Source organism: Austwickia sp., from assembly GCA_016699675.1.
Classification (GTDB): Bacteria; Actinomycetota; Actinomycetes; order Actinomycetales; family Dermatophilaceae; genus Austwickia.
The window spans coordinates 3,565,991-3,580,717 of record CP064985.1; the positions used below are offsets into that span (position 1 = coordinate 3,565,991).

A 14,727-nucleotide genomic window follows, 5' to 3' on the forward strand; every position below is an offset into this window, starting at 1 on the left:
CGTGACCGCGCCGCTGTTCTGGCTGGAGCCCGGCGCCCTGGCGGGCGTGGCGGGTGGGGCCGAGCTGCTGGTGGCCGGGTCGGAGGGGCACCACGCGGTGACCGTACGCCGGGTGCGCGCGGGCGAATCCGTGCTGCTGGCCGACGGCAGCGGTCTGGTCGCGGAGGCGGTGGTGTCGGCGGTCGGCCCTGGGGAACTGACGGCGCGGGTGTCGGCGGTGCGGGACGCGACCCCGGCCGCGCCGCGGCTGATGCTGGTCCAGGCCCTGGCCAAGGACGGCCGGGACGAGGCGGCCGCGGAGGCGGCCACCGAGCTGGGTGTCGATGAGGTGGTGCCGTGGCAGGCGGCTCGCTGCGTCGTGGTCTGGCGCGGCGAGCGGGGGGCGAAGTCGCTGCGCAAGTGGGGCAACGTGGTGCTCGCGGCGGCCAAGCAGGCCCGGCGGGCCACCGTGCCCGTCGTGGCCGGGGCGTTGGGTACGCCGCAGCTCGTCCAGCGGGTGCAGGCCTGCGTGGCCGCCGGCGGCACGGCGTACGTGTTGCACGAGTCGGCGACCGACCCCCTGGCTGGCCACGATTCCTCGTCGGCCGGCGAGGTCTTGCTCGTCGTTGGGCCGGAGGGCGGCATCGCGCCGGAGGAACTCGCGGCGCTGGAGGGGGCCGGCGCGATCGTCGTACGGCTGGGCGACACGGTGTTGCGCTCCGGCACGGCTGGCCCGGCGGCCCTAGCGGTGGTCCTGGCCGCCACCCGCTGGCGCTCGTAAGCTGTGACGATGCCCAAGTCCGGCAGGTCCCGCGTGAAGCGGTCCTGGATGGCCGCCTTCAGCGTTCTTGGTGGCAGCGCCACGTTCTCCGAAGCGGCAGCCACCATGGTCGATAGGCAGGAACTGGAGGACGCGGAAAGGCGTCGCCGTCTTGACCGGCTGGTGAGCAACCTGGCGAGGCTCAAGCCAGCGACGGGGCGCGAATCGGAGCAGGACCTCGTGCAACGGGCCAGCGAGGCGCGTACCGGCCATGTGGCGACCGAGAGTTTGGCCGAGCTGGTGGCCGAGCTTGGCTTGGTCGATGGCCACCGGTGACACCGGTGACACATCATGTCAGCATCGCATCAGATCCCCTGACGCTATGGACTGGCATCGGCCCAACGACCTCGCCACCGGCTAGGAACTCGACGACTTGCACGGCAATGACCGGACGCCGCGGGCAACGGTCCAGCGACCGCGCCGCCCCTGCCCGTGGGGAGGCGGCTCTCGTGACGGCGGGTGAGCACGCGTACGTACGTGTGCTCACTCGACCTGAAGCGAGGTGCCTCACGTGGCGGCGAGCCGGATAGAGGGCCCAGGTGCCAGCGGCTGGAGCTCTGTGGTGCTGGCGGGCGGGGCGGCGCGGGAACCGGCCGCAGCGCGCCCCGTAGACTTGGCCTCCTCATGACCGACCAGCTTCCCTCGCCCGCGACGCCGTACGTCGTGCCCCCCGAGCCCGCCGCTTCGGCAGCCGGCCCCGGCGCCCCCGAGACCACCCGTGCCCACACCACCGACGCCGCGCCGGAGCGCCCGTCCCGCGTCGTCGTGGTTCCCCGACGGTGCCCATGCTGGCGCTGCTCGGCCCGCACGACCAGCTCCTGACGACGATGGAGCGTAACCTGCCGAGTGTGGAGATCTTCGTCCGCGGCAACGAGATCCACATGGCGGGCCCCGAGCTGGAGCTCGATCTGGCCGAACGGCTCCTCGACGAGCTGCTCGTCATCGCCGCCACCGGCCAGCAGCTCAACCGCGACGCCGTCGAGCGCTCGATCCGGATGTTGCGCGACCACGTCCGCGAGCGGCCGGCCGACGTCCTGACCATGAACATCGTCTCCAACCGGGGCCGCACGATCCGGCCGAAGACGGTGGGGCAGAAGCGGTACGTCGACGCGATCGACGCGCACACCATCGTGTTCGGGATCGGCCCGGCCGGCACCGGCAAGACCTATCTGGCGATGGCCAAGGCCGTCGCCGCGCTGCAGGCCAAGGCCGTGAACCGCATCATCCTGACCCGGCCCGCCGTCGAGGCGGGGGAGCGGCTGGGCTTCCTCCCGGGCTCGCTCAACGACAAGATCGACCCCTACCTGCGGCCGCTGTACGACGCGCTGCACGACATGGTCGACCCCGAGTCGATCCCGCGTCTGATGGCGGCGGGGACCATCGAGGTGGCCCCCTTGGCCTATATGCGGGGCCGCTCGCTGAACGACGCGTTCATCATTCTCGACGAGGCTCAGAACACCTCTCCCGAGCAGATGAAGATGTTCCTGACCCGGCTCGGGTTCGGCAGCAAGATGGTCGTCACCGGCGACATCACCCAGGTCGACCTGCCGGGCGGGATCCTGTCGGGGCTGCGGGTCGTGCGCGACATCCTGGCCGAGGTCGATGACATCCACTTCGCGGAACTGACCGCGCAGGACGTCGTACGGCATCGGCTCGTCGGCGACATCGTGGAGGCCTACGGCCGCTGGGACGAGACCCAACGCCCCGAGCACCCCGCGCCGCCCGGCCCAGGAGGCAAGGAGCCACCGTGAGCATTGAGGTCCTCAACGAGACCGACCACAAGGTCGACGCGGACGAACTCATCGAGCTGGCCCGGTACGTCCTGGAGCACCTGCACGTCAACCCGCGCTCGGAGCTGTGCATCACCTGCGTCGATGAGGACGCGATGACCAACCTGCACGTGCAGTGGATGGACCTGCCCGGGCCCACGGACGTGATGAGCTTCCCGATGGACGAGCTGCGCCCCGGCCGGGACGGCGAGGTCAGCCCCGAGGGGGTGCTCGGCGACATCGTGCTGTGCCCGGACGTGGCCGCCGCGCAGGCCTCCACAGCGGGCCACACCACCGCCGAGGAACTGTTGCTGCTGGTCACGCACGGCATCCTGCACCTGCTCGGCTTCGACCACGCCGAGCCGGAAGACGAGAAGGAGATGTTCGAGCTGCAGCGGACGCTGCTGCTCACCTATCTCGCCGGGCGCGGCCGGGACCGCTGAGCCCACCTCGCCATGCTCTCCCAGCTCATCGGCGGCTTCCTCGTCTGCCTGGTCCTGACGTTCGTGCTGGTGGCCTCCGAGGCCGCGCTGGGCCGCGTCAGCCGGCACGCCGCCCATGACATGGTCGAGGAGGGGCGCCGCGGCGCCGACCGGCTCGCGCTGATCCTGTCGGACAGCGCCGGCTACCTCTCGACGCTCACCTTCGTCCGCATCCTCGTCGAGACCTCGGCCGCCGTCCTCGCCACGCTCGCGATGGATCAGCTGCTGGACGGCGTGTGGCAGATCATGGGCACGTCCATCCTTGTCATGAGCGTGGCGTCGTTCGTGATCGTCGGGGTCAGCCCCCGTACGCTCGGCCGTCAGCACTCCGTCGTCGTGTCCCTGCTCGCCGCGCCGTACGTCGTGTGGCTGCGCCGCATCCTCGGGCCCATCGCCCGGCTGCTCGTCACCGCCGGCAACGCGGTCACGCCCGGGCGGGGCTACCGCGACGGCCCGTTCGAGAACGAGGCGGAACTGCGCGACCTCGTGGACCTCGCGGGGGACAGCCAGATGATCGAGGACGAGGAACGGGAGATGATCCACTCCGTCTTCGAGCTCGGCGACACCCTGGTCCGCGAGGTGATGGTCCCGCGCACGGACATGCTGACCATCGAATCCGCCAAGAGCCTGCGGGCCGCAACCTCCCTGTTCCTGCGCTCCGGGTTCAGCCGCATGCCGGTCATCGGGGAGGACGCCGACGACCCGGTGGGGTTGCTCTATTTCAAGGACGTGGCGCAGCGCACCTACGACGTACCATCCTCCGTCACCGAACCCGTCACCGAGGTGATGCGACCCGCGGCGTACGTTCCCGAGTCCAAGCCCATCTCCGCCCTCCTGCGGGAGATGCAGCGCGACCAGACCCACATGGCGATTGTGATCGACGAATACGGCGGTACGGCGGGGCTGGTGACCATCGAGGACATCCTCGAGGAGATCGTCGGCGACATCGTCGACGAATACGACCGCGAGACTCCAGAATTCGAGGAGCTGCCCGACGGCGGCTACCGCGTCGACGCCACCATGCACGTGGACGACCTGGCGGAGCTGTTCGACCTGGAGTATGAGGAGGAGGACGTCGACACCGTCGGCGGCCTGCTGGCCAAGGCCATCGGGCGGGTGCCGATCCTCGGCTCCGAGGGGGAGGCGCACGGGCTGCGGCTGGTCGCCGAGCGGATGTCGGGCCGGCGGCACCGGATCGCGACCGTGCTCGTTCACCGCGTCGCGAGCGACGCGGATGCAGACGCAGCCCAGGAGGACGAGGAATGACCGAGCCCGAGCGGACGCCGGAGCCGATGCCTGAGCCTGCGACCGCGCCGACGGCCGCCCCGCCGCCGACGCCCTATCGAGCAGGCTTCGCCTGCCTCGTCGGGCGCCCCAACGCCGGCAAGTCGACCCTGACCAACGCGCTGGTGGGGCGGAAGGTGGCGATCACCTCCAGCAAGCCGCAGACCACCCGGCACGCCATCCGGGGGATCAGCACCAGCGAGGACAGCCAGCTCATCCTGGTCGACACCCCAGGCCTGCACCGGCCGCGGACGCTGCTGGGCGAGCGGCTCAACGACGTGGTCCGGGAGACCCTGCTCGACGTCGACGTCGTGGGCTTCTGCCTACCCGCCGACTCCAAGCCCGGCCCGGGCGACGCGTTCATCGCGCGGGAGCTGGCGGATCTCCAGCGCGCCCGCCGTACCCCCGTCCTCGCCCTGGCCACCAAGGCCGACCTGGTCGACAAGCGGCGGCTCGCGGAGCACCTCATCGCCGTCGACCAGCTCGGCAGCTGGGACGCGATCATCCCGTGTTCGGCGACGCGGGGGGAGCAGGTGGATGTCGTACGCCGGGAGCTGGCGGTGCGTCTGCCGGAGAGCCCCAAGCTCTATCCGGACGACGTCCTGACCGACGAACCGCAGGTCGTGATGATCGCCGAGCTGGTCCGGGAGGCGGCCTTGGAGGGGGTCCGCGACGAGCTGCCGCACAGCCTTGCCGTGGTGGTGGAGGAGGTCGTCCCCCGCGAGGGTCGGTCGGCGGACCACCCGCTGACCGACGTGCGGGTGCACGTCTTCGTGGAGCGGGACAGCCAGAAGGCCATCGTCATCGGGCGGGGCGGGGCGCGGCTCAAGGACGTCGGCACCCGGGCCCGGGCCGGCATCGAGGAGCTCCTGGGGCACCGCGTGCACCTGGACCTTCACGTCAAGGTGGCCAAGGACTGGCAGCGCGACCCCAAACAGCTGCATCGCCTGGGCTTCTAACTCGCCGCCGAGGTCTGCTCCGGCTGCGGCCAGCCGTGACGACGGTGGAGCCCACCATCCGTCATTCCGCGGTCTTCGGGGGTTTGCTGCGGCAGTGCGGCACCGCCGGCAACCTCATCACGGACGCACGCATCGCAGCGTTGGCCGTCGAGCACGGGGCGGCCATTGCCAGCTTCGACCGGTTCGGGGTCGAGGGGGTGGTGCCCGGCTAGCCACGGGCACCGAGAGAGAGCCGCCCCGCCCTCGGCCGAGCGGCCTGCTCCATGCGCCGTCGGCCGGCGGGATCAGTTCCGTCGTCGGCGCGCCATGAGTTCGGCGCCCAGGTAGTGCCGCGCCGTGCCCCACACGCCACGGCGGAACAGCAACACCACGATCACGAAGATCGCCCCGGTGATGATGCCCACCCCGTCGAAGCCGCTGGACGCCAGCTTGTCCTCCAGGAGCACCACGATGGCCGCGCCGATCGGGCCGCCCCACAACGTCCCGATCCCGCCCAGGACGGCGATGAGCACGACCTTGCCCGACGTCCGCCAATCCAGCTCCTGCAGCGAGGCGAAGCCGTGCGAGATCGCGAACAGGCCGCCGGCCAGCCCCGCCAGGCCCGCGGAGATCACGAACGCGACCAGCTTGAAACGGTCCACGTCGTAGCCCAGCGCCCGCGCGCGGGCCGGGTTGTCGCGGATCGCCACGAGAACGCGCCCGAACGGCGAATTCACGACCCGCCACGCGACCAGCGCCCCGAGCACCACGAATGCCAGCCCGACGTAATAGAAGTAGAACGAGTCCGATTCCACGAGGGTCATCCCGAAGAAGTTCCGCGGGATGCCCTGCAGGCCGTTCTCGCCGCCGGTGACGTCGCGCCATTGGTTGGCGAAGAAGTAGATCATCTGCGCGAAGGCAAGCGTCACCATCGCGAAGTAGATGCCCGTACGGCGTACGGACAACCAACCCACCGGCACCGCGATCGCCATCGCGACCAGCATTCCCGCGAGGACGGCCAGCGGGAACGGGACGCCCGTGTGGATGGCGACGAGTCCGGTCGCGTAGGCCGACGAACCCCAGTACGCCGCGTGGCCGAACGACAACAGCCCCGTGTAGCCCAGCAGAATGTCCACCGAAATGGCGAACAGCCCCCACGCGAGAATGTCGAAGGCCACCGGCGGATAGACATACCAGGGCAGCGCCAAGACGACGAGGAGGGCGACGAGAATGCGCGCCCGGTTCAGCCACGACCCTCGCTTGAGGACCGGCTCGTCGAGTTGCAGATGCGCGGTTTCGCTCTGGGTGCTCATGCCGCCTCCTCCCGCCCGAACAGCCCGGCGGGCCGTACGAGAATCACCAGCGCCATGAGCACGAAGATGACGATCTGGGCGTACGCCGGGGCGTAGGCCTGGCCGTACGCCTCCACCAGGCCCACCAGGAACCCGGCGACCACGGCGCCGAGGATCGAGCCGAGACCGCCGATGACCACCACGGCGAACAGGATGATGATGAAGCTGCCGCCCATCTCGGCGGTGATCGCCCCGTTCGGGGCGCGCAGCACGCCCGCCAGGCCGGCCAGGGCGATGCCGAACCCGAACACCGGCGTCACCCATCGGCTGACGTTGATGCCCAGCGCGCTCGTCCGGTCGGCGTCCTCGGTGGCCGCCCGGACGATCATGCCGATCCGGGTCTTCGTCAGCAGCGCCCACACCACGGCGCACACCGCGAGCGAGAACAGGCAGGCGAAGATCTGATACACGGACAGGCTGAGGTCGCCGAGCGCGACCCGGCCGTCCAGCCCCGCCGGGGTCTCGTACGGCAGGCCCGACACGCCGTACCGGCGCTTCACGAGGTCCACCAACAGGAGCGTCAGCCCGAACGTGAGCAGGAAGTTGTAGAGCGGGTCGAGCGCCAACAGCCAGCGCACCAGCAGCCGCTCCATGAGGACCCCGAAGCAGAACAGCAGCACCGGGACGATGATCAACGCGGGCCAGAATCCGAGCCCGAACTCCCCGAGCAGGACGGCGGCGGCCACGGCGCCCAACATGTAGCAGGCGCCGTGGCTGAAGTTCACCACCCCGAGGACGCCGAAGATGATGGCCAGGCCGAGGGCGGCCAGGGCGTAGAACCCCCCGGCCGCCAGGCCCTGCAGGGTGAACTGGACGAACGCGCTCATCTCGCTCCTGCCTGCGGTGGCATCACGTGCATCAGATCAGCTCCCGGTCAGTGTGTCGGGTCGTCGTAGGGCCGGCGCCGGATCGTGGGCGGGTCGTCGGATCGTCGTGCAGTCCCGCCCACGGGCCCTGGCTCAGCCGCCCATCTTGCAGCTGGCCTGCGGCTCGCCGTACGCCTGCGCGGCCGGGATCGTGGTGACGATGTCCTCCAGGTCCCACTCCTCCTTGACCTGGTCCTTGGTCTTCACCTTGGCCAGGTAGGAGTCCTTGATGACCTTGTGGTCGGCTTTGCGGATCTCGCCGTTGCGCAGGAAGAGGTCGTTGACCTTCTTGCCTTCCAGCTTCTTGACGATCTCGTCGGCGTTGTCGGTGCCGGCCTCCTGGACCGCCTCCAGGTATTGCGTCGCGGCCGAGTAGTTGGCGGCGTTCGGGAAGGACGGACGGACCTTGGCCTTCTCCATGAACTTGTCCGCGAACTTGCGGTTCTGGTCGTCGAAGTTCCAGTACCAGGCGTCGGTGAACTGCGTCCCCGCGAACTGGTCGACGCCGAGCGAGTGGACATCCGTGATGAACATCAGGCCCACGGCGAGCTGCGCCTTGCCCTTCAGCGCCGACTGGTTGAACTGCTTCACGAAGTTGATGAGGTCGCCGCCGGCGTGCATCGAGCCGATGACCTGCGGGTTGCCCTCGCCGGCCTTGGTGATGAAGGTCGCGAAGTTCTCACTCGGGAACGGCGTCCCGATGGATTGCCCGACGGTCCCGCCGTTGGCCTTCACCTCGGCCGCGAAGGACTTGTTCATGTCCTGACCGAAGGCGTAGTCCGGGTAGAGGATGTTCCAGCTCTTGCCGCCCTTGTCGACGATGCCCTTGGCCGAGACCTTGGCCAGCATGGCGGTGTCGTACGCGTAGTGGAACATGTACTTGTTGCACTTCTCGCCCGACAGCGCGGTCGAGCCCGCGCTGATGTTGATGTAGAGCTTCTTCTTCTGCTGCGCCTGGGTGGCGATGGCGAGCGCCGCGGCCGAGTTCGGCACGTCGAGGATGATGTCGGCGTTCTGCCGGTCATACATCTCCTGGCTCTTCGTGTTCGCCACGTCGGCCTTGTTCTGGTGGTCGGCCTGCACCAGCTCGATGGTCTTGGCCACGGCCTTGTCGCCGTACTTCGCCTTGTAGTCGTCGATCGCCATCTGGATCGCGATGCCCGAGTTGGGGCCCGAGACGTCCTTGTAGACCCCGGACTGGTCATTGATGAGGCCGATCACGACCTTGTCGTTGGTGAGCTTGCTCGACCCGCCGGCCTGGGGGCCGCCGGCGCCGCCGCCGCAGGCAGCGAGGGCGAGCGAGGCGGAGGCGGTCAGGGCGATCGCGGTGAGGTGGCTACGGCGCATCGAGTTCTCCTGTCGGGGGCGGTGCGGGATCGAAGGCGGGTACGTCGGGGCGGGTTCGAAAGGCGGGTACGTCGGGCGCGGTCACATGCCGAGGTAGGTGAGGAGTTCGCGCTCTCGGGTGCGGAACTCGTCGTTGCCGAGGTGCTCGACGACCTTGCCCTGCGCGAGCAGGTAATGGCGGTCGGCCACCGTGGCCGCGAACTTCACGTTCTGCTCGACCAGGAGCACGGCGACACCGTGCGCCTTGATCTCGCGGATGATCTCCCCGATCCGCGCGACGATGACCGGGGCCAGGCCCTCGCTGGGCTCGTCCAGGAGCAGGAGCCGCGACCCGCTGCGCAGCACCCGCGCCATGGCGAGCATCTGCTGCTCGCCGCCGGACAGCTTCGTGCCGGGGAAGGCGCGGCGCTCCTTCAGCACCGGAAAGAAGTCGTAGATGCGCTCCAGGCTCCACGCGTCCTCGTGGACCTTCGGCGGGAGCACCAGGTTCTCTTCGACCGACAGGCTCGCGTAGATGCCCCGGTTGTCCGGGACCCAGCCGATGCCGCGGCGTGCCCGGGCGTGCGCCGGCAGCTTGACGATGTCGTTGCCGTCGAAGCGGATGTGGCCCCGCACGTGGTGGTGCAGCCCCATCACCGAGCGCAGCAGCGTGGTCTTGCCGGCGCCGTTGCGGCCGACGAGGGTCACGACCTCGCCGGCGCCCACGTCGAGGGAGACCTCGGACAGGGCGCGCGCCTCGCCGTACCGCGCGGAGAGCTTCTCGACCTCCAGCATCGGTCGAACGGCGGGGGCCTGCGGCGCGGTCGCGCCCGCGGGGGTGGGGCTAGTGGGCGACATCGGCGCTCCCCAGGTAGGCGGTCACGACGCGCTCGTCGTTGCGGACCTCCTCGTACGGGCCTTCGGCCAGGATCTTGCCGGCCTGCAGCACCGTGACCGTGTCGGCGAGGGAGCCCACGACGTGCATGTTGTGGTCGACGAAGACGACGGTGCGCCCCTGCGCGATCTGCTTCACGAGGGCGATGGTCCGGTCGATGTCCTCGATGCCCATGCCCGCGGTCGGCTCGTCGAGGAGCAGCAGCCGAGGCTCGAGGGCGAGGGCGATGGCCAGTTCGAGGGCCCGCTTCTGCCCATAGGGGAGGGCCCCGGCCAGCTCGCGGGCGCGGCCGGCGAGGCCGACCTGCTCGAGGAGCTCCATCGCGCGGGGGGCGAACTGCGAGAGCCGCCGAGCCGGCACCCACCACTTCTTCCCCAGCCCGGTGGGCGAGGCCAGGGCCAGCTCCACGTGCTCGCGCAGGTTGATGTGGTCGAACAGGCTGGTGATCTGGAACGAGCGGGCCACGCCGAGGTGGGCGATCTGTTCCGGGTGCTTGCCCGTGATGTCCGACCCTGCGTAGGTGATGGTGCCCGAGGTCGGGTGCAGGAAGCCCGTGAGGAGGTTGAACAGCGTCGTCTTGCCGGCACCGTTGGGGCCCACGAGGGCGTGCACCGTGCCGTCCGCGACGGTGAGGTCCACGGCATTGACGGCGGTGAAGCCGCTGAACTCCTTGGTCAGCCCGCGGGTCTGCAGCAGGGGCTCGCCCAGTGCGGGGGCGATGACCGGCGCGGTGGCGTCCGGCCGGTCAGCATCGGACGGCGACACGCCTGACCTCCTCGTCGGCTCGTTCGGTCTTTCTACCGGAAGGCCGTTCGGTGAACTAGCGCACACTGCCTGGTCGGCGCGACGAGCGCCCCGGACGGTCCGTCCGAGCGCCCAGGGTGTCGCGGGGCGGGACTAACGGCGCGTTCACCGCGCCGGGCACCCGCCGAGTGATCCGGCCGGCAGGTCGAGGATGCGCAACTCCCCATACCCTGAGGTGGTCCGCGCCTTGGCGACCTCGGCCGCGGGCAGCGTGACGACGCGGTGGCCGAGCAGCGTGCCGAAGTTGCCGCCGAGGACCTTGGCATAGGTCCCCGTGGTCGTGTCGAGGTAGTAGGTGCCCGGCTCCATCGTCGGCACGACCAGCCCGGACTCCCCGATCGAGGGGAGGTTCTGGAACTTGCCCTTGATGGTGGTCTGGATGGCCAGCCGGCCCTGGTCGTCGTCCGGCCCGGCGTAGGACAGCCGCGTCCAGTCCTCGTCGAGCCAGGCGAGGTCGCCGCGGGGACCCACCGACACCCAGCGGTTGCCGTTGAGGCGGGCCAGACGCGCCGGCAACGGTTGAACCGCACCCGTCGCGTCGAGCAGGTCCCGGACGCCGTACTTCGCCGGCGAGAAGTGCTCGACGAGCAGGCCGTCGCGGTAGAAGTGCGCCGTCACGTAGTCGCCCTCGGCCAGTTGGCGCACCTGTCGGTCGGCGAGGTCGGCGAGCTTGACCGCGGTGACGTTCGGTGCGGTCGCGCGGATCCACCAGGCCCGGCCGTCCCGCACCCCGAACGACTCCAGCGGGGTCGCCGGCACGTGGCCGGTGGCATCGACCGGAGGATTGGTGTCCAGGGTCCAGGTCTGCCCGGTCGTCACGTCGTGGGCGCGCAGCGTGAACACGTTCCAGTTCGCGGAGGACTGGACCTCCTTGGAGACGAGGTAGCGGCCGTCGAAGGCCCCCATCGCCGAGGACTGTGCCGAGGCGAAGCGGTAGACCTCGCGACGCTCGTTCGTCCCCAGGTTCCACATCGCCACGCCCGCGAACTCCGGGCTGTACTCCGTCACGGCGAGCCAGCCCTGCGTCGACGGCCCGCCCTGCGGCCAGACGGCGCGGCCGCCGCCGGGGGAGAAGGTGCGCGCCTCGACCGTCCCCGGGAGCTCGACCTCGCAAGCCGGCCGGTCCTTGCCCCAGGACGGCGCGCCCGCGGGCGGTGCGGAGGGTCGCGCCGCGGCGTGTCCGGAGGAATCGGCGGCGTTCGGTCCCGATGACGCCAAGGAGCTTGCGGCGCTGGTAGCGCCGGTCTCTCCACCGGCGCCAACGCCGGCGCTGGAGCACGCCGCGGACCCGGCCAAGAGCGCTCCGGTCAACGCCGTAGCCAGCGCCATCCTGGCGCCACCGCGCGTCGGCCGAGGCCGACCGTCCGGCCGACGCCGCGGGTTCTCCGTGCTGCCCGACATACCTCAGGGTCTACCAGAACCGAGGACTACCAGACGTACCCGCGGCCGCCGTTGATGAGCGTCAGTGTCCCCGAGTCCACCTTGGAGTACCGGGGGATCGTGGTGCTCCAGCTCACGTACGGGCTGCCCGCGGCGGAGTCCGTGATGTACGACGTGGCGCCGTAGTTCTCGTACCCGTGGATCGTGTACCAGTGGAACACGTCGTACGACGTATTGGGGAAGACCGCCGGGTGCCCGGGCAGGCGGAGATTCCCCTCACCCTGCATCTCCCAGGCGTCCCCGATCAGGGGATAGCCGGAGGCGGTGTCGCTCACGAGCCGGCGCTGGTAGGTCGCGATGTCCGCGGCGCTCGGGTCCATCGGCAGCTCCGCCGAGTAGTAGCGGCCGGTGCGGCCGTAGCCGTACATGTACGACCCCATGACGTCCGCGACGGGCCGCTTCGTGGAGCCGACGTCGGGCGCGTAGTACCACGTGAACGTGCCCGACCACGACGTCTGATAGCCGGCGGCGTCGGTGCGCAGCCGCTCGGCGACCTCGCTCTGCGGGCGGTTGATGCCTACCAGCGCGAGCGCCTGGGCGACGGCGGCGGGGCCGCAGTAGTACGAGTTCTGCTGTGGCTGCTGGGCGTAGCCGAGGACGACCTGGGCGGGCAGTCCGGCCGCCGCCATCGCGGACGGACTGGCGGTGGCCGCACTCTGCGCAGCGGCGCTGACCTTCGCGGGGGCACCGGCGGGCGGGTTCGACAGCGGGCCGCCCCCGCCGACGACCACCCCGGTGGTCTCGGCCGAAGCGCCGGCCGCCGCGGCACCCGCGGCCCCCGCGGCGTCCTTCTGAGCGGCCTGGCTCTGCACCTGCGCCGGGATCGGGGTATGCGGGTCGGGGTCGCGGTGCCGGTCCTTGCCCCGGCGCGTGGCCAAGGCCGACGCCTCGACGGCGGCCTGGCCGGCCGCGGCGTGCGGCGCCGTCGTCGGCGCTCCGGCGGCGGGGACCGCGGCCATCGCCGACAGGGTACCCCCGCCGGCCAGGGTGATCGCGAGGGCCACCGTGGTGGCGGCGCGGCGGGCCGAACGGGTGGGGGCGGCGCGGCGAGCCGTGGCGGAGGTGCGCGGGCGAATCATGCGGGAGACCCTTCAGGAGTCGGTCTTGCGACCAGCGGACGTGACACCGTCCTTGCGAGTGTCACTCGCGCCGATGCGGGGATCGGGTTGCGACACGACGACCGGTTGGCGAACTTTAGCCCACGACGCGATGCCGCCCGACTACCTTCGGCGGCACGAGCGCCAGTTTCCCGCCCCCCGACGCCGCCGCCCCAGCGCCAGCTCCCGCCCATGACGCCGCGGAACGCGAGGGCGCCCTCGCCCGGCTCGCCCTGCGCTTCACGGCCTTCACCGAGAAGTGGCTCCCCGACGCGTTCGGCTTCGTCCTCGTCGGGACGGTCATCATCTTCCTGCTCGGGCTCGCCTGGGGAGAGTCCGTCTTCAATGCCTCGACCACCAAGCCGCCGGCTGCACCGGCCGGCATGGGCCTCGTCGACGCCTGGGGCGCCGGCTTCTGGTCGCTCATCACCTTCACGATGCAGATGGCGATGATCGTCATCGGCGGGTACGCCGTCGCCAGCTCCCCACCCATGGCTCGCCTGATCGACAAGCTCGCCGGCATCCCGCGCTCCCCGAAGGCGGCCGTGGCGTTCGTGGCCGCGGTGTCCATGTTCGCCAGCTACCTGAACTGGGCGTTCTCGCTGGTGTTCGGTGCGATCCTGGCCAAGGAGGTGGCCCGTCGCAATCCCGACGCCGACTATCGGGCTCTAGGCGCGATGGCGTTCCTCGGGCTGGGCACGGTGTGGGCGCAGGGCTTCTCGGGGTCGGCGGCGCTGCAGGTGGCCAGCCCGGCCTCCAGCCCGGCCGCCGTGCAGAACGAGATCAAGAAGTTCGGCTACGCCTCGGGCACGATCCCGCTCAACGACACGATCCTCAACTGGCGGGCCATCTCCGCGACGCTCGTCATTTTCGTGGTCGCCGTGGTCATGGCGTGGCTCATCGCGCCCAAGGCGCACACCGGCAAGAACGCTGAGGAGCTCGGCATCACGTTGCGGCCGCTGCTCGGGGCCGGCTCGGAGGTCGCGGAGCGCCAGGAGGCCAGTCGGCCGACCCGGCCCGGGGACCGACTGGAGTACTCGCCGGTGATGACCGTCCTCATCTGCCTCATCGGATTCATCTGGGTGTGGCGTGCCTTCATCGGGAAGGACTTCTTCCAGACCCTCGACCTCAACATGATCAACCTGATCCTGTTGCTGCTGGCCATGGCTTTGCACTGGCACCCGATCAGCATGGTGAAGTCGGTCATCGAGGGCACCCGCGCGGCGGCCGGGGTGCTGCTCCAGTTCCCGTTCTACGGCGGGATCTTCGGGATGATCGCCTACACGGGGCTTTCCCACAAGATCGCGGACGTGCTGACCAGCATCAGCAACCAGTTCTTCTACCCCCCGCTCATCGCCTTCTACTCGATGATCCTCGGCGTGTTTGTCCCGTCGGGCGGGTCCAAGTGGGTCATCGAGGCGCCGTACGTTCTCGATGCCGCTCACCAGCTCGGAGTCAGCGCGGGCTGGATGGTCGTCGTGTACGACCTCGGCGAGGCCAGCGCCAACCTGTTGCAGCCGTTCTGGATGCTGCCGACGCTGGCGATCCTGGGCCTGAAGGCCAAGGACATCATGGGCTATACGTTCACGATGTTCCTGGCCTGCTTCCCGGCCGCGCTGATCGCCGTGACGGTGCTCGCGCCGCACATCGGCTGAGCCGAGCGCCCCTCTGGGCG

The 14,727-nt window shown here is 70.2% G+C and carries 15 protein-coding genes; 8 read left to right on the plus strand and 7 right to left on the minus strand.

The features are described from left to right. The first annotated feature begins 1 nt into the window (after position 1). The 7 genes from IPK37_16275 to IPK37_16305 all read left to right on the plus strand — a co-directional run bounded on the left by IPK37_16275 (position 2) and on the right by IPK37_16305 (position 5,505). Entirely contained in the window at positions 2-760 is a 759-nt protein-coding gene (locus IPK37_16275; protein ID QQS00396.1) for a 16S rRNA (uracil(1498)-N(3))-methyltransferase, read from the plus strand. Positions 761-769: 9 nt separating this feature from the next. Next, positions 770-1,075 (plus strand): hypothetical protein, encoded by a 306-nt coding sequence (locus IPK37_16280; protein ID QQS00397.1) that lies wholly within the window; start codon positions 770-772, stop codon positions 1,073-1,075. A 509-nt stretch (positions 1,076-1,584) separates the two neighbouring features. Continuing rightward, positions 1,585-2,550 carry a PhoH family protein gene (locus IPK37_16285; protein QQS02952.1) on the plus strand — a complete coding sequence of 322 codons (966 nt, stop codon included), beginning with the start codon at positions 1,585-1,587 and terminating at the stop codon, positions 2,548-2,550. Then, a complete protein-coding gene (ybeY, locus tag IPK37_16290) occupies positions 2,547-3,011 on the plus strand; it encodes an rRNA maturation RNase YbeY (GenBank protein QQS00398.1) in 465 nt (154 codons plus the stop codon). The genes IPK37_16285 and ybeY overlap by 4 nt, the downstream gene beginning before the upstream one ends. 12 nt (positions 3,012-3,023) lie before the next feature. After that, positions 3,024-4,316, plus strand: coding sequence for an HlyC/CorC family transporter (locus IPK37_16295; GenBank protein QQS00399.1), 1,293 nt, complete (start codon positions 3,024-3,026; stop codon positions 4,314-4,316). A 26-nt stretch (positions 4,317-4,342) separates the two neighbouring features. Then, the gene (gene era / locus IPK37_16300; protein QQS02953.1) at positions 4,343-5,293 is read left to right on the plus strand and encodes a GTPase Era; all 951 of its coding nucleotides are present in this window, start codon (positions 4,343-4,345) and stop codon (positions 5,291-5,293) included. A gap of 44 nt (positions 5,294-5,337) precedes the next feature. Beyond that, the gene (locus IPK37_16305) at positions 5,338-5,505 is read left to right on the plus strand and encodes a hypothetical protein (protein ID QQS00400.1); all 168 of its coding nucleotides are present in this window, start codon (positions 5,338-5,340) and stop codon (positions 5,503-5,505) included. A 72-nt stretch (positions 5,506-5,577) separates the two neighbouring features. Here the strand turns inward: IPK37_16305 and IPK37_16310 are convergent, their stop codons facing one another. From IPK37_16310 to IPK37_16340, 7 genes are all read right to left on the minus strand, one after another. Further along, positions 5,578-6,585 (minus strand): branched-chain amino acid ABC transporter permease, encoded by a 1,008-nt coding sequence (locus tag IPK37_16310; GenBank protein ID QQS00401.1) that lies wholly within the window; start codon positions 6,583-6,585, stop codon positions 5,578-5,580. Next, the gene (locus IPK37_16315) at positions 6,582-7,451 is read right to left on the minus strand and encodes a branched-chain amino acid ABC transporter permease (protein ID QQS00402.1); all 870 of its coding nucleotides are present in this window, start codon (positions 7,449-7,451) and stop codon (positions 6,582-6,584) included. The genes IPK37_16310 and IPK37_16315 overlap by 4 nt, the downstream gene beginning before the upstream one ends. Positions 7,452-7,583: 132 nt before the next feature. Continuing rightward, positions 7,584-8,837 (minus strand): ABC transporter substrate-binding protein, encoded by a 1,254-nt coding sequence (locus IPK37_16320; GenBank protein QQS00403.1) that lies wholly within the window; start codon positions 8,835-8,837, stop codon positions 7,584-7,586. An 81-nt stretch (positions 8,838-8,918) separates the two neighbouring features. Further along, a complete protein-coding gene (locus IPK37_16325) occupies positions 8,919-9,611 on the minus strand; it encodes an ABC transporter ATP-binding protein (GenBank protein QQS02955.1) in 693 nt (230 codons plus the stop codon). Positions 9,612-9,660: 49 nt separating this feature from the next. Then, positions 9,661-10,407: an ABC transporter ATP-binding protein gene (locus tag IPK37_16330; GenBank protein QQS02954.1), complete on the minus strand. Its 747-nt coding sequence runs from the start codon at positions 10,405-10,407 to the stop codon at positions 9,661-9,663. A 213-nt stretch (positions 10,408-10,620) separates the two neighbouring features. Continuing rightward, positions 10,621-11,733, minus strand: a complete 1,113-nt coding sequence (locus tag IPK37_16335; protein QQS00404.1) for a hypothetical protein — start codon at positions 11,731-11,733, stop codon at positions 10,621-10,623. Positions 11,734-11,942: 209 nt separating this feature from the next. Beyond that, positions 11,943-13,034, minus strand: coding sequence for a C39 family peptidase (locus IPK37_16340; protein ID QQS00405.1), 1,092 nt, complete (start codon positions 13,032-13,034; stop codon positions 11,943-11,945). Positions 13,035-13,285: 251 nt separating this feature from the next. Between IPK37_16340 and IPK37_16345 the strand changes: the two genes are divergently transcribed. Continuing rightward, on the plus strand, positions 13,286-14,707 hold the full coding sequence (locus IPK37_16345) for a short-chain fatty acid transporter (GenBank protein QQS02956.1): 1,422 nt from the start codon (positions 13,286-13,288) through the stop codon (positions 14,705-14,707). The last annotated feature ends 20 nt before the right edge of the window (positions 14,708-14,727 follow it).